23 protein-coding genes are annotated in these 24,738 nt (G+C 69.9%); 6 read left to right on the plus strand and 17 right to left on the minus strand.

Features of this window, described 5'->3' with window-relative positions; all coding sequences use genetic code 11:
• Positions 1–56: 56 nt before the first annotated feature.
• From ntrC to RSA25_RS00655, 3 genes are all read right to left on the minus strand, one after another.
• Positions 57–1,508: a nitrogen regulation protein NR(I) gene (ntrC, locus tag RSA25_RS00645; RefSeq protein ID WP_332806990.1), complete on the minus strand. Its 1,452-nt coding sequence runs from the start codon at positions 1,506–1,508 to the stop codon at positions 57–59.
• A complete protein-coding gene (locus RSA25_RS00650; RefSeq protein ID WP_332806991.1) occupies positions 1,498–2,571 on the minus strand; it encodes an ATP-binding protein in 1,074 nt (357 codons plus the stop codon). Before RSA25_RS00650 ends, ntrC begins: the two co-directional genes overlap by 11 nt.
• A gap of 75 nt (positions 2,572–2,646) precedes the next feature.
• Entirely contained in the window at positions 2,647–3,114 is a 468-nt protein-coding gene (locus RSA25_RS00655) for a macro domain-containing protein (RefSeq protein ID WP_332806992.1), read from the minus strand.
• Positions 3,115–3,336: 222 nt separating this feature from the next.
• Here RSA25_RS00655 and RSA25_RS00660 point away from each other — a divergent pair, with 222 nt between their 5' ends.
• The 3 genes from RSA25_RS00660 to RSA25_RS00670 all read left to right on the plus strand — a co-directional run bounded on the left by RSA25_RS00660 (position 3,337) and on the right by RSA25_RS00670 (position 5,740).
• The gene (locus RSA25_RS00660) at positions 3,337–4,386 is read left to right on the plus strand and encodes a helix-turn-helix domain-containing protein (RefSeq protein WP_332806993.1); all 1,050 of its coding nucleotides are present in this window, start codon (positions 3,337–3,339) and stop codon (positions 4,384–4,386) included.
• Between the two features lie 59 nt (positions 4,387–4,445).
• Positions 4,446–5,234 carry a type 1 glutamine amidotransferase domain-containing protein gene (locus tag RSA25_RS00665; protein WP_332806994.1) on the plus strand — a complete coding sequence of 263 codons (789 nt, stop codon included), beginning with the start codon at positions 4,446–4,448 and terminating at the stop codon, positions 5,232–5,234.
• A gap of 65 nt (positions 5,235–5,299) precedes the next feature.
• Positions 5,300–5,740, plus strand: a complete 441-nt coding sequence (locus tag RSA25_RS00670) for a nuclear transport factor 2 family protein (protein WP_332806995.1) — start codon at positions 5,300–5,302, stop codon at positions 5,738–5,740.
• An 83-nt stretch (positions 5,741–5,823) separates the two neighbouring features.
• Here the strand turns inward: RSA25_RS00670 and RSA25_RS00675 are convergent, their stop codons facing one another.
• Positions 5,824–6,246, minus strand: coding sequence for a hypothetical protein (locus RSA25_RS00675; RefSeq protein WP_332806996.1), 423 nt, complete (start codon positions 6,244–6,246; stop codon positions 5,824–5,826).
• Between the two features lie 162 nt (positions 6,247–6,408).
• Here RSA25_RS00675 and RSA25_RS00680 point away from each other — a divergent pair, with 162 nt between their 5' ends.
• Entirely contained in the window at positions 6,409–7,878 is a 1,470-nt protein-coding gene (locus tag RSA25_RS00680; protein ID WP_332806997.1) for a serine hydrolase domain-containing protein, read from the plus strand.
• A 39-nt stretch (positions 7,879–7,917) separates the two neighbouring features.
• On the opposite strand, the gene RSA25_RS00685 is transcribed toward RSA25_RS00680, so the two are convergent.
• The 6 genes from RSA25_RS00685 to glnA all read right to left on the minus strand — a co-directional run bounded on the left by RSA25_RS00685 (position 7,918) and on the right by glnA (position 14,691).
• Entirely contained in the window at positions 7,918–8,823 is a 906-nt protein-coding gene (locus tag RSA25_RS00685) for an NAD(P)/FAD-dependent oxidoreductase (RefSeq protein WP_332806998.1), read from the minus strand.
• A gap of 120 nt (positions 8,824–8,943) precedes the next feature.
• The gene (locus RSA25_RS00690; RefSeq protein ID WP_332806999.1) at positions 8,944–10,104 is read right to left on the minus strand and encodes an MltA domain-containing protein; all 1,161 of its coding nucleotides are present in this window, start codon (positions 10,102–10,104) and stop codon (positions 8,944–8,946) included.
• Positions 10,105–10,225: 121 nt separating this feature from the next.
• A complete protein-coding gene (locus RSA25_RS00695; RefSeq protein ID WP_332807000.1) occupies positions 10,226–10,969 on the minus strand; it encodes an N-acetylmuramoyl-L-alanine amidase in 744 nt (247 codons plus the stop codon).
• Between the two features lie 202 nt (positions 10,970–11,171).
• Positions 11,172–12,608, minus strand: coding sequence for an ammonium transporter (gene amt / locus RSA25_RS00700; protein WP_332807001.1), 1,437 nt, complete (start codon positions 12,606–12,608; stop codon positions 11,172–11,174).
• An 18-nt stretch (positions 12,609–12,626) separates the two neighbouring features.
• The gene (locus tag RSA25_RS00705) at positions 12,627–12,965 is read right to left on the minus strand and encodes a P-II family nitrogen regulator (protein WP_332807002.1); all 339 of its coding nucleotides are present in this window, start codon (positions 12,963–12,965) and stop codon (positions 12,627–12,629) included.
• A gap of 316 nt (positions 12,966–13,281) precedes the next feature.
• Positions 13,282–14,691 carry a type I glutamate--ammonia ligase gene (glnA, locus tag RSA25_RS00710; protein WP_332807003.1) on the minus strand — a complete coding sequence of 470 codons (1,410 nt, stop codon included), beginning with the start codon at positions 14,689–14,691 and terminating at the stop codon, positions 13,282–13,284.
• Between the two features lie 221 nt (positions 14,692–14,912).
• Here glnA and RSA25_RS00715 point away from each other — a divergent pair, with 221 nt between their 5' ends.
• Together RSA25_RS00715 and RSA25_RS00720 are read left to right on the plus strand one after the other, a co-directional pair.
• Positions 14,913–15,707 carry an undecaprenyl-diphosphate phosphatase gene (locus RSA25_RS00715; RefSeq protein ID WP_332807066.1) on the plus strand — a complete coding sequence of 265 codons (795 nt, stop codon included), beginning with the start codon at positions 14,913–14,915 and terminating at the stop codon, positions 15,705–15,707.
• A 71-nt stretch (positions 15,708–15,778) separates the two neighbouring features.
• Entirely contained in the window at positions 15,779–16,618 is an 840-nt protein-coding gene (locus RSA25_RS00720; protein ID WP_332807004.1) for an META and DUF4377 domain-containing protein, read from the plus strand.
• Between the two features lie 180 nt (positions 16,619–16,798).
• Here RSA25_RS00720 and RSA25_RS00725 read toward each other — a convergent pair whose 3' ends face one another.
• The 7 genes from RSA25_RS00725 to RSA25_RS00755 all read right to left on the minus strand — a co-directional run bounded on the left by RSA25_RS00725 (position 16,799) and on the right by RSA25_RS00755 (position 24,736).
• On the minus strand, positions 16,799–17,410 hold the full coding sequence (locus RSA25_RS00725; RefSeq protein WP_332807005.1) for a YbhB/YbcL family Raf kinase inhibitor-like protein: 612 nt from the start codon (positions 17,408–17,410) through the stop codon (positions 16,799–16,801).
• An 8-nt stretch (positions 17,411–17,418) separates the two neighbouring features.
• Positions 17,419–19,488, minus strand: a complete 2,070-nt coding sequence (locus RSA25_RS00730) for a tetratricopeptide repeat protein (protein ID WP_332807006.1) — start codon at positions 19,486–19,488, stop codon at positions 17,419–17,421.
• A gap of 81 nt (positions 19,489–19,569) precedes the next feature.
• Positions 19,570–20,559, minus strand: coding sequence for an alpha/beta fold hydrolase (locus RSA25_RS00735; protein WP_332807067.1), 990 nt, complete (start codon positions 20,557–20,559; stop codon positions 19,570–19,572).
• A 56-nt stretch (positions 20,560–20,615) separates the two neighbouring features.
• Positions 20,616–21,407 (minus strand): lysophospholipid acyltransferase family protein, encoded by a 792-nt coding sequence (locus RSA25_RS00740; protein WP_332807007.1) that lies wholly within the window; start codon positions 21,405–21,407, stop codon positions 20,616–20,618.
• A gap of 181 nt (positions 21,408–21,588) precedes the next feature.
• Positions 21,589–22,026, minus strand: coding sequence for a hotdog fold thioesterase (locus tag RSA25_RS00745; protein ID WP_332807008.1), 438 nt, complete (start codon positions 22,024–22,026; stop codon positions 21,589–21,591).
• A gap of 26 nt (positions 22,027–22,052) precedes the next feature.
• Positions 22,053–24,137, minus strand: coding sequence for a phospholipase D family protein (locus RSA25_RS00750; RefSeq protein WP_332807009.1), 2,085 nt, complete (start codon positions 24,135–24,137; stop codon positions 22,053–22,055).
• Positions 24,134–24,736, minus strand: coding sequence for a YceI family protein (locus tag RSA25_RS00755; RefSeq protein ID WP_332807010.1), 603 nt, complete (start codon positions 24,734–24,736; stop codon positions 24,134–24,136). Before RSA25_RS00755 ends, RSA25_RS00750 begins: the two co-directional genes overlap by 4 nt.
• Positions 24,737–24,738: the final 2 nt, after the last annotated feature.

Genomic DNA, 24,738 nt, shown 5'->3' on the forward strand with positions numbered 1-24,738 from the left:
TCCACGCACCATGAAAGCAGCGCGGACGGCGCGCGCACGCGGTGTGGACAGGCGGTTCATCCGCCGCGACGGCGCCCGGCGCCGAGCTTGCGGGTCAATGTGTTGCGGCCCATGCCCAGGCGGGCGGCCGCTTCGGCGCGGCGACCGTGGGTGATCTGCAGCGCCGCCTCCAGCAGGGCCTGGTCGACGCGCTCGCGGACCTGCGCGTGCAGCCCTTCCGCTCCTTCGGCCAGGCGCTGGCGCGCCCAGGTGGAGAGCAGGCTTTCCCACTGGCCCGGGTCGCCGGCCGCGCGCGTGCCGCGGGCGCTGCCGCCGCGATGCAGCGCGCTGTCCACGTCGGCCACGCCGATGGTGTCCGAGGCGGCCAGCGCGGCCATCCGCCAGCACACGTTTTCCAGCTCGCGCACGTTGCCCGGCCAGTCATGCTCGCGCAGGGCCTGCAGGGCGGCGGCGGTGAGCCGCTTGGGCGGCGTGTCGAGCTTGCGCGCGGCGGCCGCCAGGAAGGTATCGGTGAGCTGGGCGATGTCATCGCGGCGCTCGCGCAACGGCGGCAGGCGCAGGCGCACCACGTCCAGCCGGTGCAGCAGGTCGGCGCGGAACCGGCCTTGGGCCACCAGCGACTCCAGGTCCTGGTGGGTGGCCGCGATCACCCGCACGTCCACGCGGATCAATTCGCGGCCGCCGACGCGGAAGAACTCGCCTTCGGCCAGCACGCGCAGCAACCGGGTCTGCAGCGGCAACGGCATGTCGCCGATTTCATCCAGGAACAGGGTGCCGCCATGGGCCTGTTCGAAGCGGCCCACGTGCCGGCGCTGTGCACCGGTGAACGCGCCCGCCTCGTGCCCGAACAGTTCGCTTTCCAGCAGCTCGGAGGGGATGGCGGCGGTATTGAGCGCCACGAACGGGCCGCGCATGCGCGGCGATTCGTGGTGAAGCGCGTGCGCGACCAGTTCCTTGCCGGTGCCGGTTTCACCGTTGATCAGCACCGACAGCGGCGCCTGCGCCAGGCGCCCGATCGCGCGGAACAGCGCGCGCATCGCCGGGGTGTCGCCCACCAGTTGCGGGCGCTGGTCAGCGGTGGGCTCGGCGGCCGGCGGCAACGGCGCCTCGGCCAGCGCGTCCGGTTCGGGCAGCACGCGCTGGGCCAGTGCCACCGCATCATCGAGGTCGAACGGCTTGGACAGGAACTCCTGCGCGCCGCCGCGAAAGGCACCGGCGGTGCTGGCCACGTCGGTATAGGCCGACATCACGATCACTGGCAGCTGCGGGTGCGCGGCCTTGAGCGTGTCCAGCAGCACCAGGCCATCGTCGCCGGGCATGCGTACGTCGGTGAACAGCAGGTCCGGCGGCGGTTGGGTATCGAGCATGGCCAGCGCCGCGGCGGTGCCGTCGAAACCCTCCACGCGATAGCCGGCATCACGCAGCGCCGTGCACAGCACGAAGCGCACCGCGCGGTCGTCATCGACCACCCAGACGCGCGCGGTGGTGCGGTCGGTGTCATCGGCCATGGGCGGCCTCCTCGGCGGGCGTGTCGTGCCCGATCGGCACCAGCACGGTGAACACGGTATGCCCCGGGCGCGAGCGGTAAGTGAGCGTGCCGCGGTGTTCGCGCGCCACCTGCTGCGCCAGTGCCAGGCCCAGCCCGGTGCCTTCGGCGCGCCCGCTGACCAGCGGCAGGAACAGGTGCTCGGCCAGGTGCTCGGGCACGCCACGGCCGTCGTCGGCGATCTCCAGCCGCAGCGCCAACGCGTGCAGCTGGTCGCCGATGCGCACGCCGTGCTCCACCCGCGTGCGCAGGGTGACGCTGCCGGCACCGGCTTGGATCGCGTTGCGCACCAGGTTCCACACCGCCTGGGTAAGCCGGTCGGCGTCACCGTCGAACTCGGGGATGCTGGGGTCGTAGTCGCGTTGCAGGCGCACCGCCCAGCCGCCTTCGCTCTCGGCCAGGCGCAGCACGCGCTCCAGCGAGGCATGGATGTTGAGCGGAGCATGCGGGGCGGCCGGCGCGGGCGACAGCAACTGCTCCAGCAGGCCGTTGAGGCGCTCGATCTCCGAGCCGATCAGCTCGATCAGCTCGCGCTCGTCGGGGTCGCGTTCGTCGGCGGCGCGCTGCGCGTTGCGCCGGGCCAGCAACTGGGCCGCGCCTTTCAGCCCGGCCAGCGGGTTGCGCAGCTCGTGGGCCAGGCCCTTGAGCGCGGCGCTGAGCGCGCTTGGCAGGGCCTGGGTCGGGTCCAGCCCGGGAAACTCATCCACCGGGTGCGCCTCCAGCAACCAGCCCCCCTCGTCCCAGCGGCTCAACCAGCCCTCGGCAAAGCGCGGCGCATCGCCCGGCAACGCCAGCGCCAGCCGATGCAGGCGCAGGGTGTCGCGCTCGTCGCGGGCCAGGAAGTGCGCCAGCGCTTCGCCCTGCACTTCCAGCGAGGCCAGCGGCTGGCCGAGCACGCGCCGCACGCTCACGCCCAGCCAGCGGGCGAAGGCGGGGTTGCAGCCCACCACACGGCCAGCCGCATCGGCCCAGGCGACCGGGGTGCCGAGGACTTCAAGGGCGGGCGGCGCGAGGGCGGGGGTCATTGCACCAATGTAGTGCAAAACGGGGGGGTTGTTGAGTCAGGTCGGTCCGGCAAGGACATACACCACCCGCCAGCGTCACGGTGCCAATGGCACGCCCTGCACGTAGGTCTCGCACACCCTCAGGTGAATCGCGGTGGTGCGTGCCTGTTCCTCCAGCATCGCGCGGACCGTGCCCCATTCCAGGCCACCGAGGCCCGCGCCGATGCGCGGCAATGCAATGGTGGCGATGTGCCGGTCCTCGGCCAGCCGGATCATGTCGGCCACGGCCTGGCGTACGGCCCATGCCTCGGCCGGGGTGGTCCAGTGCGGTTGGGTGCCAAGGTTGAACACCACCGCATCGGACGCCTCCCAGACGAAGACATCGCCCAGCTGGAACGCCTTGGCCTTGCACCGGCCGCGGTAGGCGGCATACATCGCGGGCCACCGCGCCCGGAAGGCCACCGCGATTCCCTTGCCCATGGCACCGGCGCAGTTGCAGCCATGTGCATAGGCGCCAAGGCCGGACGTGGCGAAGAGGTCGCCGGTTTCGAAGGTGATCGGCATGAGGTTCGAGGCCCGGTTGGGGAGCCGATTGTTACCCGAGGCGTTCTCACCACGGGCGACTGTCGCCGCGTTGCTCGCGCTCGCACGCCGCGCCGGCCGCGGCACCGCATGCGAATTGACACCCCTGCCCCCTGCCCCGACTATGCCAGCGGCCGAGGGCTCACGATCGACACCGAGCAGCCTCTCCCCGGATCACAGGCTGGGAATGTCGATGGACCGATCATGCTGAGCCAACACCTGCTCTTCTTCTTTGCCATGCTGGGGGCGTTCAACGGCATCGGCATCGCCACGTTCCTCTGGTGGCGGGCACGCGGCGAGGCGACCCAGCGCTGGCTGGCGCTGCTGATCCTTGCCGTCGGGGTGCGCACTGGAAAGTCGGTGGTGTTCTACTTCTGGCCCGACATCCCGGTGGTGGCGCTGCAGATCGGACTGACGGCCTGTTTCATGATCGGCCCCTGCCTGTTCTTCCTGATGCGGGCCGCGATGGGTGACGGCCAGGCCCTTGCGCGCGTGGACCGCTGGCACCTGGCCGCATTGCTGCTGGTGGTGCTCGCGGTGAACATCCTGCTGCCCTATTCCGGCCATCCGCATCTCTGGCGGCATACGCTCACGCCCGGCATCAACCTGGCCTGGCTCGGCTACCTGCTGGCCACCACCGTGCTGGCGCTGGGCCACCGCGCGTGGCAACCGGGCCGGCCCGCCCGGCTGTTGCTGCTGGGCGCGCTGGTGGGGGTGTGGCTGATCTGGGCGGCGTACTACACCGCCGGCTACACCTCCTACATCGTCGGCGCGCTGTCGTTCACCTTCGTGCTGGCCACCAGCGCGCTGGTCTGCCTGCGCCTGCGCAATGGCCAGCCGGTCGTGGCGCCGTACCAGGACCGGCGCATCGCCGATGACGAAGCCGCCCCGCAATTGCAGGCGCTGGCCGAGCTGATGACGCGCGAGCGCCTGCACCTGGACCCCGGCCTGACCCTTCCCCGGGTGTCGCGACGGCTGGGCATTCCGCAGACCCGCCTGTCGCAGTTGTTGAACGACAACGCGCAGACCTCCTTCAAGCAGTACCTGGCCCAGCTGCGGGTGGTGGAAGCCAGGCAGCTGTTGCAGCAGCAGCCTGCCAAGCCGATGGAGGCGGTTGCCGAGGAGGCGGGGTTCCAGTCCATGTCCACCTTCTACAGCGCCTTCAAGCGGGTGGAAGGCATCACCCCGGCGGCGTTCCGGGCCGCGGCGACCGGCTCCCAGAATCGATTCCCGGACTCCGGCAACCGATCGTAGTGGATTGATTTACAAGGCAATCGCCTAGCCTGCCTGCTCCTTCCAACGAGCAGGCCTGCATGTCCATCTCCCGCGCTTTACCCACGCTGTTGCTGCTGCTGGCCACCGGGCTGGGGCTGGCCGGCCCCGCCGCGGCGGCGGCCCCCGTGGCGGCGTCCCCGGCGCCTGGGCGCATCCTGTTCATCCTGGCCAGCGCCAAGGTGCATGGCCGCGCCGCCCTGCCGGCCAGCATCAGTTTCGGCGAGGTGGTCCACGCCTGGGATGTCTTCCATGCGGCCGGCTACGCGGTCGACTTCGTGTCGCCCGAGGGCGGCGCCGTGCCGATCCTGGACAGCTATGTCAGCGATGACGTGCGCGCGCGCCTGGACGACCCGCGGATCATGCAGGGCCTGCGCGCCACCGCCAGCCCGGCACGGATCGACCCGGGCGCTTATCGCGCGGTCTATTACGTGGGCGGCAGCAACGCGATGTACGGGGTGGCCGAGGATCGGCAACTGCAGGCGATCGCGATGGCGGTCTACCAGCGCGATGGCGTGGTCTCGGCGGTCTGCCACGGCACGGCGGGGATCGTGAACCTGACCCTGCCCAGCGGCCAGCCACTGCTGGCCGGCAAACGCATCACCGGCTTTCCCGAACAGCACGAAGACCAGGCGGCCGCCTACTTCAAGGAGTTTCCGTTCCTGATCGGCCGCACCGTGCAGGCACGCGGCGGAATCTTCCACAAGGTGGACAGCGAAGCGCCCTTCATCCAGGTCGATGGCCGCGTGGTGACCGGGCAGAACTACGCCTCCGCCGCGCCGGTGGCGCAGGCCGTGCTTGAGGTACTGCGCAACGCAACCCCGCGTTGAGCCCCGACGCGTCGATGCCACTGCCGCACCCCCTTTCGTTTACCCCAACCGTCCCGAGGACCACCATGAAAACGTCGATCCATCCCGCCGCCCTCGCTGGCGCGCTGCTCCTGTTGCTGCCCAGCTCGCTGCTGGCCAACCCCCGCGACCGCCAGGACGTGGACCGTGCCATGCAGACCTTCCTGCGGGCCTATCAAACCGACGACCCGGCTCTCGTCAGCGAGGTGTTCCGCAAGGACGGGGTCATGATCGGTTACTCGGCCGCACGCGGCGAGGGACTGCTGCAACGCACGGGGGCAGACTTCGCCAGTGGTTTTTCCGGCAAGCCCGCGCAGGACGAAGCCCTGCGCAAACGCAGCTACGAGATCGTCGATGTCACCCCGCAACTGGCGGCAGTGCGTGTGACGCTCGATTACCCGGGCTGGAAAGGCGTGGACTACGTGGTGCTGTACAAGACCGGCGGCCGCTGGATGATCATGAGCAAGACGTGGACCGGCCACTCCTGAGCCGTCACGCCGGCTGAAGACCGGTGGCGGGGAGGGCCTCGGCGATCGGCCACCGGCTCTGCCCTGCCACCGCATCGGCCTGGCTAGTACCGCCACGGCCCCGAGCCATGCCCGTCGTAGTCGGCGACGATCGCGGCAAGCCACGCCTGCAGATCCTCGAGGAAGGCCGTGTGGTTGAAGTCGGTGAGTTTCCGCTTGCCCAGCATGGCCGACAACTGCAGGTGCAGTTCGTCGGTGACGTGGCGCATGCGGCCGATCATGTCGGTCTGGCGCATCAGCGCGTAGTCCAGCATGACGTCGGTGTAGTACTGGCGCGTGGCCTTGGAGAACCGGTGACGGCGGCGGAAGGCCAGCTCGGGCTCCCGGCACATGAGGATCACCGCGACGCGCTGGACGCCGGCGCCGTAGTCCTTGCCGAGGAAGTCATCCTCGCGTGGCGCCAGCTCGGACAGAATCCGGCCGACGTAGGTGTCCCAGTCCGAATCCGCGCTTATCCAGAGTTTCATGTCGCTCCTTTTTGAACACCAACGGCTGCGCGTCAGCGGCCGTTGCCGGGGGCCCGGCGCGACTGTAATACGGGAACGGGGTGCATCGGGCGGCGAGCCTGCTTGACTACATTTGTAGTCAACGCTACAACAGCGTCCACCCCCTGCCCAGTGGAGCGACGGATGCGCCTGGCTGCCCGTGTGTGCGGTATTGCGATGCTGTTGTGCAGTTTCCTGGCCGCGGCCAGTGCCCCCGCCACACCCGAACAGCTGCGCGCGCTGGTGGACAGCTATGCCAGCCACCGCGGCTTCAACGGCACCGTGCTGGTGGCCCGGGAAGGCAAGGTGCTGTTGCTCGCCGCGCATGGCAAGGCGAATGCGGAGTGGTCGGTGCCCAATCGCACCGATGGCCGCTTCCGTATCGGCTCGCTGACCAAGCCATTGGTGGCCACCTTGACGATGCAGCTGGTGGAGCAGGGCACGCTTGCGCTGGACGGAACGCTGGGCGGGTATCTTCCCGAGCTGTACGGCAACACGCCGGCCGCCTCGGTGACGGTGGCGCAGCTGCTCAGCCATACCTCCGGCCTGGCCGACGTGCCGGCGCGCTATACCGACCCGTGGTGGCAGACCGCTGCGCGCCGTGCGTACACCCCGATGGACTTCGCGCGCGAGTGGATCCCGCCGACGCTGCGCGAAGCGCCGGGCCAGCAGTGGCGCTACAACAACAACGGCTTCTTCCTGCTGGGCGTGGTGATCGAGCGCGTCACCGGCGCCTCGCTCGCCGACAACCTGCAGGCGCGGATCTTCGCACCCGCGGGCATGACCGCCAGCGGGTTGTACGGCGATGGCACCGTGCTGGAGCGCCTCGCCCAGGGCTATGCGCGCACCCCGCAGGGGCAGTGGACGGCGCCGCAATGGATCGACCCCAGCGTCTCCTATGCGGCCGCCGGCATCTACACCACCGCCGAGGATCTCTACCGCTTCGACCAGGCGCTGTATGGCACCTCGCTGCTGCAGGCCGACACGCGCGCGACGATGCTACAGGCGCGCGCGGCCGGGTACGGCTTTGGCTGGAACGTGGAAACCTGGACGCTGGCCGATGGCCGCACGCTGCCCGTGGTGTCCCACACCGGCAGCGTGCCGGGCTACCAGAGCTATTACCTGCGCGCCGAGCCGCACCGCGACGCGGTGATCATCCTGGACAACCTCTGGCAGGGCGCGCTGGTGGCGGCCATGGGGCGGGACCTGCTGGAAGTGCTGAATGGCAAGCCGATGCAGCCGGCAAAGCGCAGCCTGGATGATCTGCTGACGCCCATCGCCTATCAACAGGGCGTGGACGCCATGGCCCGCGCCTACACCGGCCTGGGCGCGCGTGGGCGCGACTACGACCAGAGCGAGGCGGCCTTCAACAGCCTGGGTTACAAGTTCCTGCGCGCGGACCGGAAGGAGGCGGCCGTGCGCGTGCTGGAATGGGGCGCGGCGGCCTATCCGGCCTCGGCCAATGCGCATGACAGCCTGGGCGAGGCCTACCGGGCCGCAGGGCGACGGGACCCGGCCAGGCGCAGCTACCAGACGGCGTTGACCCTCGACCCGGCGAGCAAAAGCGCGCGTGCCGCGCTGGCCGAGCTGGAGGGCGAGCACCCGCCCCGCTGAGCGCAGCGCCCGCCCAGGCGCTGCCGATCGGGCTGGCCCTCAGTCCAGCAGGCCCACCAGCGAGTGATGCACGGCCACGCCGGCCAGCGCGCCCTCGCCGACCGAGAGCGCGATGTTGCCGGCCATGCGGGCCGCGTCGCCGCAGGCGAAGACGCCTTCCACCGTGGTCTGCTTGGCCGAGTCGGCGGTGATGCAGCCGGCGTCCTGCAGCGCGCAGCCCAGTTGCTCGGCCAGGTCGCAGGCCAGGCGCGAGACCGGGGCCACGAACAGCGCATCGGTGACGATGCGGCGGCCATCGGCCAGCACGGCGGTGGCCTGGTCTTCCACGCGCTGCAACGGCGTGGTTTCGATGACCACCCCGCACTGGTCCAGCCGCGCTTTCTGCGCCGGGTCGATGCGCGCGGCATCGTGGCAGAACAGGATGACGCTGCCCCAGTCGCACAGCAGCAGGGCCTGGTCGGCGCCGCCATCGTCGGAGCAGCCCACCACGCCAAGCGTGCCTTGCTGCAGCTCATAGCCATGGCAGTACGGGCAATGCAGCACCTGCCGGCCCCAGCGCTCGGCGAGCCCGTCGATGGGGGGCAGGTCGTCGGTGACGCCGTATGCCAGGACCAGCCGGCGGGCGGTAAACCGCTGGCCGGCGTCGCACGCGATCGCAAAGCGCCTGCCGCCCTCCAGCACCTCGGCCTGCACCGCACGTGCGCTGAGCCAGGCCACGCTGGGATAGCGCAGCAGCTCGGCGCGCGACTGCGCGGCGATGTCGGCCGGCGGCATGCCCTCGCGCCCCAGGAAACCATGGGCCACCTGCGCGTTGCGGTTGCGCGGCTGGCCAGCGTCGATCACCAGCACGCTGCGCCGGGCCCGCGCCAGTTGCAGGGCCGCGGACATGCCAGCGTAGCTGCCGCCCACGATGATGACGTCGAACCGCTCGGGAAATGCGCTCATGCAGCCGGCCACCTTGCCTGGAGGCATTCGGGGAGGAATGCGAACGGCGAGCATAGGGCGGCGGCGTGAAGCAGGCCTCACGCGCGGCGGCGTGGCCGCGCCGGACGTGCGCCGCCGCGGTCAGGGGGCGGTCGGCAACGCGGCCCCCTTCGGCCACAGCATCCAGAGATTGCCCTTCTGCTTCATGTCCCCGGCCAGCTTGCCGGCCGCGTCGCCGGTGCCCCAGAACAGGTCGGCGCGCACTTCGCCGGCAATCGCGCCGCCGGTGTCCTGGGCGGCGACCGGGCGCACCACCGCGCTGCCGTCCGGGCGCGTTGTGGACAGCCACAGCAGGCTGCCGAGGGGCACCACGTTGCGGTCCACCGCCACGCTGTAGCCGGCGGTGAGCGGCACGTTCAACGAACCACGCGGGCCGTCTTCGCCGTCCGGGCCCTTGGTGAAGAACACATAGCTGGGGTTGCTGGCCAGCAGCTCGGGCACGCGCGCCGGATGGGCGACGGCCCAGGCGCGGATGGCATCCATGGTGACGTCTTCCTTCTTCAGCTCGCCCTGCTCCACCAGCCAGCGGCCGATGGGGCGGTAGGGGTGGCCGTTCTGGTCGGCGTAGGCGATGCGCAGGTGCTGGCCATTGGGCAGCACGATGCGGCCGGAGCCCTGGATCTGCAGGAACTGCAGGTCCATCGGGTGGGTCAGCCAGGCCAGCACCGGTGCCTTGACGCCCTGTGCGCTGATCGTGGCGGCATCGTCGTAGGGCGTGAGCACGCGGCCCGCCACGCGGCCGCGCAGGCGCTTGCCCTTGAGCTCGGGATAGAGGCCGTCCAGCTGCACGATGACCATGTCGTTGGGCACGCCGTACACCGGCACGGTGGCCTTGGCGGTGCGGGTGAGACTGCCCGGGTAGATGGGTTCGTAATAGCCGGTGATCAGGCCGTCGGCGCGATGCCCGCCCGCGCGCAGGGCATAGACGTCCAGGCGTTCCTGCAGGAACTGGCGGATGGCGCCCGGGGTGTCGGCGACGGTGGTGGCCGCCGCGCAGGTGGGTGCCCAGGTGGGGTCGGTCTTCAGGCGCGGGCAGCCGTTGCGCCACGCGCTGAAGCCGGCCTGCAGGTCGGCATCGGCCACGACGGGCAGCGCGTTCCAGTTGGCCTTGAGGTAGGTGCCGCCGGGCGCGGCCGGGCGCTGTGCGCGCTGCGGGGCCACCGCGCAGCTGGTCAGCAGGGCCAGGCCCATGAGCAGCGCCGCCGGACGTCGGCAGGCGGCGGTGAAGCGGGTGATTGTCATGGGCGAGGGTCCTGGGGGGTAGAGCCGACCGTTGGTCGGCTGGCGCGGAGACCGCGCGGTGGGTACGAGCAAGCGCAGCCGAGCAACGGTCGGCGCTACCGGGTCTGCGGCCGTGGGGCGGTCACGGCGATGCCTGCACCCGCAACGAATGCAGGATGCGTGCGTCTTCGGCGTCCAGCGTGGCGGGCAGGTCGTCGCGACCACGGAAGCGGCGATGGAAGGCGCCTGCGGCCGCATCGCGATCGTCCAGCGCATAGCCGAAGGCCTGCAGCGCCAGCCACGCATCAAAGCCAGCCGGGGCCGGGCCGTCGCTGTCGCGGGGCCACACGCCAAACCCGGCCTGGGCCAGCTGCTGCCACGGGAAGAACCGGCTCGGGTCCTGCTTGCGCGCGGGCGCGAGGTCGGCGTGGCCGATCACCTGCGTGCGCGGGATGCGCAGGCGCGTGCACAGGTCATCGAGCAGGCGGATCAGCGCGTCGATCTGCGCCGGCGCAAACGGGGTGTCGCCGTCGTTGTCGATCTCGATGCCGATCGAGGCCGAGTTGAGGTCGGTGATGGCACCCCAGCGGCCGGGCCCGGCGTGCCAGGCGCGGCGATCGTCACCGACCAGCTGGTAGAGGTGGCCATCGGCGCCGACGAGGTAGTGCGAGCTGACCTTGCCGCCGCTGTTGGCACTGCGCAGGGTGTCCAGGCTCTGCTGCACCGAGTGCTGGTCGGTGTGGTGCAGCACGATGATGACCGCACCGCGCGCGTTGTAGTTCGGCGAGGCCACCCAGGTGGCGAGCGGGCTGCGGATGCCGGTGCTGGCGCAGGCGGCAAGCAGCAGGCAGGCGAACAGCGGAAGCAGGAAGCGGATTGGTCGCATGCCCGCATTGTGCGGGAATCGGGACGGGGATGCCGGCCAGCGGCCGGCACTACCGGTTTTCCCTGTGCGCACCGGCGCACTGTCCGGGGCGAAATACCACAAAAAAACCGGCGGCCCGAAGGCCGCCGGCGAAGGTGACGCGTCTCTCTCTCGTGTTTTCTGTGGTTGCCGGCCAGCGGCCGGCACACCCTCATGGCGGTGATCAGGCCTCGTAGGCCGATTCGCCGTGCGAGGTGACATCCAGGCCGGTGCGCTCGGCCTCTTCGGTCACGCGCAGGCCGAACACCAGGCGCACCACCAGCAGGATCGCCACGGTGACCACCGCGCACCACACGATGGTGAAGCCCACGCTGACCAGCTGCACCCAGACCTGGTGGCCGATGTCCAGGTCGGCCTTGGTGCCGCCCAGCGACTGCGCACTGAACACGCCGGTGAGGATCGCCCCGACGATGCCGCCGATGCCGTGCACGCCGAACACGTCGGCGGTGTCATCCACCTTGAGCAGGCGCTTGAGACCGGTCACGCCCCACACGCAGACCACGCCGGCGACCAGGCCGATCACGATCGCGCCCATCGGGCCGACCGTCCCGCATGCCGGGGTAATGCCGACCAGGCCGGCCACCGCGCCGGAGGCTGCGCCCAGTGCCGAGGGCTTGCCCTTGCTCACCGCCTCGACCAGCGTCCAGCCCAACACCGCCGCCGCCGTGGCCAGGATGGTGTTGATGAACGCCAGCGAGGCCACGGTATCGGCGGCCGCGGCCGAGCCGGCGTTGAAGCCGAACCAGCCCACCCACAGCAGCATCGCGCCGATGTAGGTGAACGGCACGTTGTGCGGCTTCAGCGCGGTCTGGCCGTAGCCGATGCGCTTGCCGACGAAGTAGGCGCCCACCAGGCCGGCGACGCCGGCATTGATGTGGACCACGGTGCCACCGGCAAAATCGATCGCGCCCATCTCGCCGAGATAGCCGCCGCCCCACACGATGTGGGCCATCGGGATGTAGCTCAGGGTGAACCACAGCGCCGAGAACAGCAGCACCGCCTTGAACTTGATGCGCTCGGCGAACGCACCGACGATCAGCGCGGTGGTGATGCCGGCGAAGGTGGACTGGAAGGCCACGAACAGATAGTCGGGCAGGCCCTTGATCGGCGTGTTGCCCACCGAATCGGGCGCAAAGCCGCGCAGGAAGGCGAACTCGGTGAACGAGCCGAAGAACGCGTTGCCCTCGCTGAACACCGCGCTGTAGCCATAGGCCACCCACAGGATCAGCACCAGCGAGAACACCACCAGGATCTGGCTGAGAATGGACAGCACGTTCTTGGAGCGCACCAGGCCGCCGTAGAACAGCGCCAACCCGGGCACCACCATCAGCAGCACCAGCAGGGTGGAGGTGAGCATCCAGGCCACGTCGCCGTGGTCGAAGGCCGGTGCGGCTACCGCCGTGGCCTCGACCGGGGCAGCGGCGGCGTCGGCCGCCACCGGCAGCGGCTCAACCAGCACCTCGGCCGATTCGGCCGGGGTGACCTGGGCCTGCGCATGCGCGGTGCCGGAGAACGCACCCACGGCCAACGCACTGAGCAGCATCATCAGGCACACGGCATGGAACCGGGCTTGCCACCCGGTGAAAAAAGAAGTCTTCATTGTGGGCTCCGAGTGGGGTTAGAGCGCGTCAGCGCCGATTTCGCCGGTGCGGATGCGGACGACCTGTTCGACCGCGGTCACGAAGATCTTGCCGTCGCCGATCTTGCCGGTGCCGGCCGCGCTCTGGATCGCTTCGACCACCGCGTCCAGGCGGTCGTCGGTGACCACGGTTTCGATCTTGATCTTCGGCAGGAAATCCACGACGTACTCTGCGCCGCGATACAACTCGGTGTGGCCCTTCTGGCGACCGAAGCCTTTTACTTCAGTCACGGTGATGCCCGACACGCCCGCGTCGGAGAGGGCCTCGCGGACCTCGTCGAGCTTGAACGGCCGGATGATGGCGGAGATCAGTTTCATGCGCATGTCCCGATGGTGGATGGAACCGGCGACGTGGTGCCGGCCGGTGTCAGGTCCGCGGGCGGCCACTTGCACATGGCCGCCTGCGGGTGCGCCGAACGATGCATGGGCCTCGCCGATGTCACCGCCCAACGGGCGGCGGCACGGGTGACGCGGGAGGGAGGAAGGGCCCATGCGCGCGTCCGGTCTCTCTTGCCCCTGGTGGTACAGCGGACCCACGGTCCGCGCGACGTCTGCCCTGCCCGGCTCCCCAGCCGGCAGGGCGGCGACGGTGACGAAGGTGGGAGGGAAGTCCTTCGTCACCGCCACCGGTTGCTCAGTTGGCGTAGTACATCTGGTACTCGAGCGGGTGCGTGGCGGCGCGGAAGCGGGTCACTTCCTGCATCTTCAGCGCGATGTAGCCATCGATGAAGTCATCGGTCATCACGCCACCGGCCTTGAGGAACTCGCGGTCCTTGTCCAGCGCTTCCAGGGCCTGGTCCAGCGAGGAGCACACCTGCGGGATCAGCTTCTCTTCTTCCGGCGGCAGGTCGTACAGGTCCTTGTCGCTCGGTGCGCCCGGGTCGATCTGGTTCTTGATGCCGTCCAGGCCGGCCATCATCAGCACGGTGAAGGTGAGGTAGCCGGACTGGATCGGGTCGGGGAAGCGCATTTCGATGCGGCGCGCCTTCGGGTTGGACACCCACGGAATGCGGCACGAGGCCGAGCGGTTGCGGGCCGAATAGGCCAGCATCACCGGCGCTTCGAAGCCCGGCACCAGGCGCTTGTAGCTGTTGGTGCCGGAGTTGGCGAAGGCGTTGATGGCCTTGGCATGCTTGAAGATGCCGCCGATGTACCACAGCGCCAGCTGGCTCAGGCCGCCGTAGCCGTCGCCGGAGAACAGGTTGGTGCCGCCCTTGGACAGCGACTGGTGCACGTGCATGCCGCTGCCGTTGTCGCCGACGATCGGCTTGGGCATGAAGGTGGCGGTCTTGCCGTTGCGGTGGGCCACGTTCTTGATGACGTGCTTCATGCGCAGCAGTTCGTCGGCCTTCTGCACCAGGGTGCTGAACTTGGTGCCGATCTCGCACTGGCCGGCGGTGGCCACTTCGTGGTGCTGCACTTCCACTTCGATGCCGACCTGTTCCAGCGTCTTGCACATTTCAGCGCGCAGGTCGTGCAGCGAGTCGGTCGGCGGGACCGGGAAGTAGCCGCCCTTCACCGCCGGACGGTAGCCGCTGTTGGCGCCGTCGTACTTGTCGCCGGTGCTCCACGCCGCTTCTTCGGAATCGATCTTGAAGAAGGTGTGGCCCATGTCATTGGCGAAGCGGACCGAGTCGAAGATGAAGAACTCCGGCTCCGGGCCGAAGAAGGCCTGCTCGGCGATGCCGGAGGACTTCAGGTAGGCCTCGGCGCGCTTGGCGATGCCGCGCGGGCAGCGGCCGTAGGGCTGCATGGTGGCTGGATCGAGGATGTCGCAGCTGATGACCAGGGTCGGGTCGGCGTAGAACGGGTCGATGTAGGCGCTGGCCGGGTCCGGGAGCAGGACCATGTCCGATTCGTTGATGCCTTTCCAGCCGGCGATCGAGCTGCCGTCGAACATCTTGCCTTCTTCGAACAGGGCCGGCTCGACGATGCTCACCGGGAAGGTGACGTGCTGTTCGATACCGCGCATGTCGACGAAACGCAGGTCGACGAACTCGATCTGGTTGTCCTTGATCAGCTTCTCAACGTTTTCCACGGACATCGGTGAAACCCTCGGATGGATGATTGCGTAGGTACATAGAGCAATCGCCGTGCCAATCGCGGGCGTCTCGCAAGTTGTTGATTTTTCAGGGCACCCAGCGGCGACGGGCGGGAACGGTGCGCACCACGATGGTGCAACGGCCGCACCACGCACACATTTGGTGCGACGTTTGATGTTTTATGCTCTACCGCGATTTCATCTCTTCCGAGCCACCGCCCCCGATGTCCGACCTGCTCTCCGCCCTCCTGCTGGGCATCCTTGAAGGCCTCACCGAATTCCTGCCGATCTCCAGTACCGGCCACCTGCTGATCGCCCAGCACTGGCTGGGCGCGCGCTCGGACTTCTTCAACATCGTGATCCAGGCCGGCGCGATCCTGGCCATCACGCTGGTGTTCCGCCAGCGCCTGTGGTCGCTGGCCACCGGCCTGCACGACCGCGCCAACCGCGACTACGTGATGAAGCTGGGGGCCGCGTTCCTGGTCACCGCCATCGTGGGCCTGCCGGTGCGCCTGGCCGGCTGGGAACTGCCGGAGACGGTCACGCCGGTGGCGTGGGCGCTGATCATCGGCGGGCTGTGGATGATCCTGGTGGAAACCTACAGCGCGCGCCTGCCCGACCGCGACGAGGTGACCTGGAAGGTCGCCATCCTGGTGGGCCTGGCGCAGGTGGTGGCCGGCGTCTTCCCGGGCACCTCGCGCTCGGCGGCGGCGATCTTCATCGCCATGCTGTTCGGCCTGAGCCGCCGCGCGGCGGCCACCGAGTTCGTGTTCCTGGTCGGCATCCCGACCATGTTCGCCGCCAGCGCCTATGCGTTCCTGGAGATGGCCAAGGACGGCAAGCTCGGCAACGAGAACTGGGGTGACGTGGGCGTGGCCTTCCTTGCCGCGGCCATCACCGGCTTCGTCGTAGTGAAGTGGCTGCTGGGCTACATCAAGTCGCACCGGTTCACCGCGTTTGCGTTCTACCGCATCGCGCTCGGCGCAGCCCTGCTGCTGTGGTTGCCTGCTGGCAACTGAACACGGCCGGGCCGCGGCAACCCCGATGCCGCCCGTGCCGCGTTTTTCCCCGGGTTACCAAGGAGATGTCCATGTACCGCACCCGCACCCTGATGCTGATCCTGCCGCTGGCCCTGATGGCCGCCTGCAGCAACCCGTCCGCCACGGCCCCGGCCGGCACCGGCCGCGATGAACTGGCCCCCGCCCCGACCGCGGCCGCCGACCAGAAGGCCGCCGCGCAGTTGGACGTGCAGCGCCTGCAGGGCAACCACTGGCGGCTGGACAGCGCCACCGATGCCAGCGGCAAGCGCGTGGATGCGCTGTTCGCGCGGGCCGACAAGCCGGTCACGCTGGACTTCAAGGACGGTCGCCTGTCGGTCAGCAACACCTGCAACCGCATGGGCGGTGGTTACACGCTGGATGGCGGCACGCTGACGGTCTCGCCGATGGCCTCGACCATGATGGCCTGCACCGACAAGGCGCTGATGGCGCTGGACCAGGCCGTGGGCACGCGGCTGGAAGGCGCGCTCAAGGCCGAACTGGCCAACCAGGGCCAGCTGACCCTGCGCACCGCCGCCGGCGACGTGCTGGTGTTCACGCCCGAGCCGACCGCCGAGACCCGCTATGGCGGCGAAGGCGAAACGGTGTTCATCGAAGTGGCCGCACAGACCAAGCCGTGCTCGCACCCGATGATTCCCAACATGCAGTGCCTGCAAACCCGTGAAGTGGCATTCGACGACAAGGGCCTCAAGCAGGGCACGCCGGGGGCGTTCGAGAATTTCTACGGCACGATCGAGGGTTACACCCACGAGGATGGCGTGCGCAACGTGGTGCGCGTGAAGCGCTACAAGATCGCCAACCCGCCGGCCGACGCGTCCTCGGTGGCGTATGTGCTGGACATGGTGGTCGAATCGGAGACGGTGGGTAAGTAATGGAGAAGGGCGGCCAATGGCCGCCCTTCTTCATTACCGGGTAGTGCCGGCCGCTGGCCGGCTCCTCATTACCGGGTAGTGCCGGCCGCTGGCCGGCTCTTCATGCACCTTCGGGACGATATCCGAGGAGCCGGCCAGCGGCCGGCACTACCGGTGTGGGGCGATGCACCCGGTGAGGGTTTACGCCAGCGCCGGGTTCAACGTGTAGGTGCCGTGCAGCGCCGCTTCGGCCAGGACGTGGCCGTGCATGGCGCGGTGCAGGTCGGCGGCGGTGAACGGGGTGGGCAGCGTCAGCTGCGCCACGTCCAGGGCGAACACGCGGAAGAAATAGCGGTGCACGCGCTCGTCGTTGAACGGCGGGTACGGGCCGTCGTAGCCCAGGTACTGCCCGGCCATGTCCGCATTGCCGGCAAACCAGCCGGTGAAATCGTTCAGGCCCTGGCGGCTGCCGGCGGGGCCGGCCGGTGCGGTCTTGCCCTTGACGGTGAAGCCCTCGCTGCAGCTGCCGGCCTCGATGGCCTGGACGCTGGCCGGGATGTCGGCCAGGGCCCAATGCACGAAGTCGGCACGCGGCTGGTCGCGCGGGATGCTGCAGTCGTGGCGACCGACCGTGGCCGCCACGGTGGGCACGTCCGGGTCCACGCACAGCAGCGCGAACGAACGGGTGCCCTCGGGCACCTCGCTCCAGGCCAGGTGCGGGTTGCGGTTGGGGGCAAAGCCATTGGCATCGCCGGCGGCGAACTCGGCCGCGATCGGCTGGCCGTTGTGGAGGCTGTGACTGGTCAGGCGCATGGGAGTCCTTACTGTTCCGGGTAGCCAAGGCGGACGGCGACGGGGGTGAGCAGCGCGAAGGCCGGTGCCATCAGCTCGCGATACAGGCGCCACTCGCCACTGGGCATGCGCGGCGGGCCCAGCGAGGCCGCCGGCGGGAAGCGCGTGCCGAACAGGTGGCCCAGGTGGGCCGCCATCACGGCCGGGTCGTTGCCGATGTCATCGATGCGCACCAGCGCGTGCGGGTACAGGTCCTGCTCGTGCAGGGTGGCCACCTGGGCCAGCGAGCGCGCCAGCCACTCGGCGGCTTCCTCCACCGAGGTCACCGCCAGCGGTGCCGGGGCGCCGTTGGCCAGCCAGTGCAGCAGCATGTCGCGCGGGTCGCGCAGCACCACCAGCAGGCGCGCCTCGGGCAGCTGCGGGCGCAGCGCCCAGAGCAGCGCGTTGTCCCACCACAGCAGCCAGTCGATCAGGTTGGCGTCGGCCAGGCCGCGCGAGGGCAGCTGGGCGTGCCACTGTTCGACCAGCCGCTCGGGGCTGAGCTTGCCGGTCGAGAGGTCCTGCAGGGTGTGGTAACTCTGGAAGGCATCGTCGGGCGGGTTGGGACCGAAGCGGTCGCCGCGCAGCACCGGGCTGGCGGCGGCGATCGCGGCGATGACCCGCTCCACGCCCGAACCCGGCGCGCCCCACACGAACATCGGGCGGGCGGTGTTGGCCGGGTCGATCGTGCCCATCTCCGGCCAGCTCAGCGGCGCCTTGGCCTGCGGCGGCAGCGGCAGGCGCTGGCCGGCCTCGGCCACGTGCAGGCCCACCCAGGTGCGCAGGGCGTCGGCGTGCTGGCCGGCGTCGTGCTGCACCGACCCCAGCCACGCGCGCAGCGTGGATTTGGCCTCGTCCTGGGCGGCGTCATGGATGCCCTGGACGTGGGCGACCGCAGCCGCCGGATCGCGCGCCATCAGCGCCTCGACGATGCGGGTTTCGCCACTGGCACGGCCCGGTTCGAGGGCCACGATGCGGCGCGCGACCGCTTCGGCCGCGTCGTGCTCGCCGGCCATGTCATGCAGGCGCAGGCGCGTTTCCATCGCCGGCAGGTGCGCGGGCATGGCCTGCAGCCAGCGCTCGGCCACGGCAACGGCCTCGGCACTGCCCACCGCCTCGATCGACAGGCGGGCCAGCCACAGGTCGTGCAGCTGCGGATGGGTGTCCAGCAGCGCATCGAGGGTGTCGCGGGCCTGCTGCTCGCGCCCCAGGCGCTGCCAGGCCATCAACAGCATCTGCAGGGTCTGGCGGTCGGCCGGCCACTGCTCGAGCACCGGCAGCAGCTGTTCCAGCGCCTGCAACGGCTGCCCGGACTGCAGTTCCAGCTCGCCGGCCAGGCGGCGCATCGCCAGGGTATCGCCCTCGGGCAGGGCCAGGATCTGGCGCATGGCGGCCGCCGCGCCCTCGGTGTTGCCCTGGCGCAGGGCCAGCTGCACCAGCAGGGCGTGCAGCGAGGTCACCGCCGGGTTGAGGTCGAGCACGCGGCGGAAGGCCTGTTCGGCGAAGGCCAGCATGTCCTTGCCCAGGTAGGCGAAGCCGAGCGCGTACAACACGCGCGCGTCGTTGGGCAGCGCCTGCGCGGCGGCCGACAGCAGCGCCACGGCGCGGTCACCCTCGCCACGGCGCAGGGCGATCATGCCGTTGAGCGCGGCCAGCTCGGGATGGTCTTCGGCCACGCGGCTGGCGGTGCGGGTAACCCGCTCGGCCTCGTCCACGTCGTTGCGGGCCAGCGCCATGTGCGCCTGCATCAGGTAGGCCGACAGCTCGTTGGGATTGAGCGTGGCGGTGCGGTCCAGTGCCGAGCCGGCGGCCTCGAACTGGCGCAGCGCCAGCAGCAGGCCGGCGTGCTGCAGGTGCAGGTCGGGGTTGTCCGGGGCCAGCGCCAGCGCCTGCTGCAGGCTGTCCAGGGCGGCATCGAACTGGCCCTGCTGCTGCAGCGAAAGCGCAAGCCAGCGGTGCGCCTGTGGCTGCGTCGGCTCGGCCTGGATCCACTCGCGGGCCAGCTGCGCGGCCTCATCGGCCGCGTTGCGGCGCAGGGCTTGGAGAATGGTGTCTTGCATGACGGTCCAGCGTGCGGTCAAACCCCGATTGTAGAGCACCACGCGCGCCGCACCGTGGCATGACGCCGCCGGCGCGGGCGGTCAGCGCAGGGCTTCCACGCGCAGCCGCTGGGCCACCCAGCGCTCGGAGAAGCCATCGCCGCGCCAGTTTTCCAGGAAGCCGCAATGGCCGCCCCACGGGGCGATCTCCAGGTGGGCATGGGCCGGCAGGCGCCAGCCGTTGAACGTGGCGAAGGGGATCACCGGGTCGTCCTGGGCCATGAGGATGTCGGCGGGGATGGTCAGCCCGGCCAGGCGGTCCCCGGCAATCGAGTAACCGTCGAAGTAGGCCTGCAGCGAGCCGAAATCGGTGTGGTGCTCCACCAGCCAGGCGGTCAGCGCACGGATGTCCAGCTTGAGCACGCGGTCGTCCCAGTCGCTCAGCTCGGGGAACAGGTCGCGCTTGCGGCGCAGCGAGCCGGCCCACTTGCGGCGGAAGTACCAGTCGTACATGGCCGGGCCGTTCTCGATGCTCTCCATGGTGATGGCCGGGTCCAGCACCGGGCACACCGAGGCCACCCGGCGCAGCGGCACCCCGGCCGAGGGCGCGCGCAGGGCCAGGCGCAGCACGAAGTTGCCACCCAGCGAATAGCCGGCCGCCACCAGCGGCAGCTGCGGCCAGCGCCGGGCGATGTCGCCGGCGGCGTGCACCACTTCGTCGATGCGGTTGGAGTGGAAGATGCCCGGGTTGAGGTGGTGGGTGTTGCCGTGGTCGCGGAAGTTCAGCCGCACCACGTCATAGCCTTCCTCGAGCATGCGCGCGGCGGTCATGCGCATGTAGCTGGACTCGGCGCTGCCCTCCCAGCCATGCAGCAGCAGCGCCATGCCGATCGGCGCGCGGCCCTCCACGTGGCTGTGCCAACCCTGCAGGCGCACGCCCTGGCCACCGTCGAGGATGACCTCCTCGGTGATCGCGCCAGTGGCGGCAAGCAGGGTCAGGCCGCGCTGCATGCGCATGCGGCTTGAGCTGAGCATCGACTGCAGGTGCGGATTGCGCAGCCAGCGCGGCGGGCGGTAATCGGCAGCGGTCAACATGGGCGGCAGCCTGCTCCCGGTAGCGACGCTGGCGCGTGAAGGGCCGCCATCCACTACTCGGCGGACATCGCCGCCAGGATGCGCGCGCGCGAGGTTTCGGCGATGCGGCGACGGCCTTCCAGGTCGTGGGTCCCGATCGGCGCCAGGAAATGCACCTCGGCGCGACGTGCCGGCTCACCGAGCAGGCGCAGGAAATTGGCGAAGAAGCTCTCGCGCGGACCGAAGGCGACGATGGTCTGGGCATCGCCGCGCCAGCCGTAGCGCAGCGCCACCGGCTGCACCGGGACCTGGGCCTCGACGGCGGCCTGGAAGATGCGCGCATGGAACGGGCCCACTTCCTCACCGCCACGGGTGCGTCCTTCGGGGAACACGCCCACCGCCTTGCCTTCGCGCAGGCGCTCGATCATCTGCTGGGTGACCCCATCCAGCGATTCGGTGCTGCCGCGCTGGTGGAAGATGGTCTGCCCACGCGCGGCCAGCCAACCCACCACCGGCCAGCTGGCGATCTCGCGCTTGGCCACGAAGCCCATCATGCGCTGGCTGTGCAGCACGGAGATGTCCACCCAGCTGACGTGATTGGCAACGAACAGCACCGCGCCCGGCAACGGCGTGCCGATGCGGGTGAGGCGGAAACCGAATATCCACATCAGCGCACCGGACCAGGCATTCACCGCGGCGTGCTCGAACAGGCGCGAGCCCACGCGCATGCGTCCCCATGGCGGCAGCATGGCGATCAGCAACATCGGCAGGAACAGCAACAGGTGGACCAGCAGCAGCGGTACGCGGTACAGGTAACGGCACACACGCGCCACGCCGCCACGTGAGGCCGGGGTGGGGGAATTCATCCGCGCACGATACGCGAGCGTGACGGGGTCTGCCAGCCGGAAACGGACAAATCGATGGCAAGCCACGGCCAGCCGCCGCAGGCGGTCAAGCCACCGCCCGGCAACGGCACAGCCGGCCCGGTCACAGTGCGCCGGCGCACTGTGGCGGCCGGCGCAACACAGCATCCACGCCGTGGCGCGGTCAGCCCGGGACGACGGCCGGGACCACCGCCAGGGTGAGCCGCGAGGTGCAGACCAGGCGGCCGGCTTCGTCTTCGATGCGGATGTCCCAGACGTGGGTGCTGCGCCCGACATGCACCGCCCGCGCGGTGCCGGTGACCACCCCGCCGCGGACGGCGCGGATGTGGTTGGCGTTGATCTCCAGGCCCACGCAGACCTTCTCGCGGGTATCCACGCACAGGTTGCCGGCGCTGCTGCCGAGCGTCTCGGCCAGCACCACCGAGGCGCCGCCATGCAGGATGCCGTACGGCTGGCGGGTGCGCGGGTCGACCGGCATGGTGGCGCTGACCCAGTCCTCGCCGGCGGCGGTGAAGACGATGCCCAGGTGCTCGATCAGGGTGTTGCGGCTGAGTGCGTTGAGCGCCGGGATCGACACCGCTTCGCGGAATACCTGGGCCATGCGGGGTCTCCATGCGTGGAAGGGCGTTACAGGATGGGCACCAGGCCGGCGCCGAAGGCGGTCAGCATGCGCACCAGCAGCCACTTGGGGCCGACGTTCACTTCCGGGAAGTCGCCCACGGCCACGTAGCACTTGTGGAAGTCCGCATGCTGGCGGCGCAGCGGCGCGGGACAGTCCGGCCCGGGCTGGAATTCGTAATCGGTGGCGTAGCGCCACGGCCAGAAATCCAGCACCGGCAGTGCCTCGGAGGCCTTGCCCACGCTGTAGTTCAGGCCCGACAGCACCGGCGGCTTGGTGCGCGGGGCCACCGTCCAGGAGTTCTGCGGGTGGATGTCGCGCAGGATGCTCTGGGCCAGCGCCTCGGCAAACACCGGGTCTTCGATGATGACCGCGCCTTCGGTGTTGTAGTTCTCGCTGCGCGGATCGAAGTTGTGCGTGCCGATCACCCCGATGCGGCGATCCACCACCATCGACTTGGCATGCAGGCCCATGCGCGCGCCGGTGCGGGTGACCGGCAGCGGCTTGTTGACCGCCTTGGTGCCCAGGAACGAGGGGCGCGTCTCGGCGCGCAGCACGCGCCGTTCCACCACGCTGCCATCGCTGCGGCGGCGTGCGGCCGGGCCGGGCGTGGGCTGGCGGCGGATCGGGGCGGCCTCGACCGGGGCGGTGGCGGTGGCGTCGGCCGCCGCCGAGGCATCGGCAAGCGGCCGGGGCGACGCGCCGCGACTGCCGCCCCCACGGGCGTTGCTGCCGGCCGCGCTGCCGCCGATCAGGCTGCTGCGCCTGCCGTCCGACGGCAGCGCCTCGCCCAGCGGGGCCGGCAACAGGTTGCGGTAGTCCACGGGGGCATCCAGCGGGAACGGCTTGAACTCATACAGGTTGAAGCCCAGCTCGCGCATGTTGCGGCGTTTGTACTTGTAGGACAGCGCGTAGACGATGGGGTTGTCGGTGGCGGCCAGGCTGTTGGTGGAGACCACGATGCGCGGCGGCTGCTCGCGCTTGCGCAGGGTGCGGAACAAGGTGCGCGCCGGCTTGGACAACACCAGGTAGGGGGTCTGCAGCAGCACTTCGCGCTGGGCGCTGGCGATCAACGCATCCAGCTGCGGCTCGGTGACGTGCTGGCCATTGGCCGGCTGGCTGGCGCGCTCGCGCCGGTGCTTGCGCGGCAGGTCGGCCACGTAGCGCACCGCGGCCACCGGCAGGGCGGTGTCCACGAAAGTGCGGGCGATGTAGTCGCCGTCGTCGGCTTCCCCGCTGACCCGCGCCACGCGCTCGGGGTGGCGGTAGGCGGTCGGCGGCATCTGCGGGGCGCCATGGTCGAGCAGGGTACGGCCGACGTCGTTGAGGCGCTCGGCCGGGACACTGCGCGGGGCGCGCCAGAAGGCATCGAAGTTGGTGGCCATCTCGCGCACTTCCGGCCCGGCCACCAGCACGTCGCGGTCGCGGAAGTTGTACTCGCTGTCCCAGTCGTAATAGTCGTCCTGGTAGTTGCGCCCGCCGACCACGCCCAGCGCGTCGTCGATCACCAGCAGCTTGTTGTGCATGCGCTGGTTGAAGCGGCGGAAGCAGCACAGCACGCTGCCGGCGTAGTCGAAGTAGTTCAACCGCGCCTTGCCGAAGGTGGGGTTGTAGACGCGCAGCTCGAAGTTCTGGTGGCTGCTGGCCAGGGCGCCGAGGATCTGCAGGTCGGAGATGGCCGAGAGCTGGTCGATCAGCACCCGCACCTTGACCCCGCGCCGGGCGGCGGCAAGCAGTTCGTCCAGCACCAGCCGGGCGCTGTCGTCCTTGTCGAAGATGTAGGTCTGCAGGTCGATGCTGCGGGTGGCGCTGCGGATCAGGTTGAGCCGGGCGACCAGCGAGACCTCGCCCTCGTCGATGATGGTGGCGTAGTGGCGCGGGGCGGCCTCGGTCGATTCGGCGAAGGCCTTGCCGCCCAGGGCGCGCAGCGGCGAGTCCAGCGCGCAGCGGTCCGGCTGGGTGCAGTCGACCACGGTCGAGCGGGCCTGCGCGGCGATCCCGGCGGCACGCTCGCGCTGGGCGTTGGACAGCGAGGCACAGCCACTGCCCAGCAACAGCGTTGCCAGTACCACCAGCCGCATCCAGGGGTTCACGGTTTCGACGCCTCGCTCAGGCGCGCGCGCAATACAAAGGTCACTCGATCACTCAATGCTAGCTGCCAGCTGTCCATCCCATACCGGCCACGCTGCACGGTACCTCGGCTGACGACGTCGCAATCATACCCGGCCCGGGGGCACTCCGCCGCTTCCACCCGAAGCGTCTCGGGGTGGCTCACCCCACGCAGGATCAGCCGGCCCTGCACGCCGCCGCCCTTGTCCACCACCTCGGGCCAGTAGGGCACCGAGTCGAACTCGACCACCGGGTAGCGGGCCGAGTCGAAGAACTCCTCCCCGCGCATCCAGCCGGTGTAGCGGCCTTTGCCGGGGATTTCCACATAGCGGGTGAACATCCGCAGGTGCACCTGGTGGCGCCCGTCGGAGAGCACCTCGATGCGCCCTTCGAAGCGCGGGAACACGCCTTCGATGCGCTGCCCCAGCCGGGTGCGGATCTCGAAACCGAAGCGCGAGCGCGCGGTGTCGAATTCCAGCACCTGGCGCGGGGCGGTGGCCGGCGCCGGGGCCGGCGGTTCAGCGCAGGCCGCGTGGGACGCCAGTGCCAGCAGGCAACCCAGCAGCGTGCGCACTGCCGTCATGG

It is taken from the genome of Stenotrophomonas sp. (assembly GCF_036662295.1).
Taxonomy (GTDB): Bacteria; Pseudomonadota; Gammaproteobacteria; order Xanthomonadales; family Xanthomonadaceae; genus Stenotrophomonas.

What these genes read in the sequence shown, in the direction of transcription:
- ntrC (WP_332806990.1), bottom strand. Translation starts at nt 1,508, where the DNA reads ATGGCCGATGACACCGACCGCACCACCGCGCGCGTCTGGGTGGTCGAT.
- RSA25_RS00650 (WP_332806991.1), bottom strand. Translation starts at nt 2,571, where the DNA reads ATGACCCCCGCCCTCGCGCCGCCCGCCCTTGAAGTCCTCGGCACCCCG.
- RSA25_RS00655 (WP_332806992.1), bottom strand. Translation starts at nt 3,114, where the DNA reads ATGCCGATCACCTTCGAAACCGGCGACCTCTTCGCCACGTCCGGCCTT.
- RSA25_RS00660 (WP_332806993.1), top strand. Translation starts at nt 3,337, where the DNA reads ATGCTGAGCCAACACCTGCTCTTCTTCTTTGCCATGCTGGGGGCGTTC.
- RSA25_RS00665 (WP_332806994.1), top strand. Translation starts at nt 4,446, where the DNA reads ATGTCCATCTCCCGCGCTTTACCCACGCTGTTGCTGCTGCTGGCCACC.
- RSA25_RS00670 (WP_332806995.1), top strand. Translation starts at nt 5,300, where the DNA reads ATGAAAACGTCGATCCATCCCGCCGCCCTCGCTGGCGCGCTGCTCCTG.
- RSA25_RS00675 (WP_332806996.1), bottom strand. Translation starts at nt 6,246, where the DNA reads ATGAAACTCTGGATAAGCGCGGATTCGGACTGGGACACCTACGTCGGC.
- RSA25_RS00680 (WP_332806997.1), top strand. Translation starts at nt 6,409, where the DNA reads ATGCGCCTGGCTGCCCGTGTGTGCGGTATTGCGATGCTGTTGTGCAGT.
- RSA25_RS00685 (WP_332806998.1), bottom strand. Translation starts at nt 8,823, where the DNA reads ATGAGCGCATTTCCCGAGCGGTTCGACGTCATCATCGTGGGCGGCAGC.
- RSA25_RS00690 (WP_332806999.1), bottom strand. Translation starts at nt 10,104, where the DNA reads ATGACAATCACCCGCTTCACCGCCGCCTGCCGACGTCCGGCGGCGCTG.
- RSA25_RS00695 (WP_332807000.1), bottom strand. Translation starts at nt 10,969, where the DNA reads ATGCGACCAATCCGCTTCCTGCTTCCGCTGTTCGCCTGCCTGCTGCTT.
- amt (WP_332807001.1), bottom strand. Translation starts at nt 12,608, where the DNA reads ATGAAGACTTCTTTTTTCACCGGGTGGCAAGCCCGGTTCCATGCCGTG.
- RSA25_RS00705 (WP_332807002.1), bottom strand. Translation starts at nt 12,965, where the DNA reads ATGAAACTGATCTCCGCCATCATCCGGCCGTTCAAGCTCGACGAGGTC.
- glnA (WP_332807003.1), bottom strand. Translation starts at nt 14,691, where the DNA reads ATGTCCGTGGAAAACGTTGAGAAGCTGATCAAGGACAACCAGATCGAG.
- RSA25_RS00715 (WP_332807066.1), top strand. Translation starts at nt 14,913, where the DNA reads ATGTCCGACCTGCTCTCCGCCCTCCTGCTGGGCATCCTTGAAGGCCTC.
- RSA25_RS00720 (WP_332807004.1), top strand. Translation starts at nt 15,779, where the DNA reads ATGTACCGCACCCGCACCCTGATGCTGATCCTGCCGCTGGCCCTGATG.
- RSA25_RS00725 (WP_332807005.1), bottom strand. Translation starts at nt 17,410, where the DNA reads ATGCGCCTGACCAGTCACAGCCTCCACAACGGCCAGCCGATCGCGGCC.
- RSA25_RS00730 (WP_332807006.1), bottom strand. Translation starts at nt 19,488, where the DNA reads ATGCAAGACACCATTCTCCAAGCCCTGCGCCGCAACGCGGCCGATGAG.
- RSA25_RS00740 (WP_332807007.1), bottom strand. Translation starts at nt 21,407, where the DNA reads ATGAATTCCCCCACCCCGGCCTCACGTGGCGGCGTGGCGCGTGTGTGC.
- RSA25_RS00745 (WP_332807008.1), bottom strand. Translation starts at nt 22,026, where the DNA reads ATGGCCCAGGTATTCCGCGAAGCGGTGTCGATCCCGGCGCTCAACGCA.
- RSA25_RS00755 (WP_332807010.1), bottom strand. Translation starts at nt 24,736, where the DNA reads ATGACGGCAGTGCGCACGCTGCTGGGTTGCCTGCTGGCACTGGCGTCC.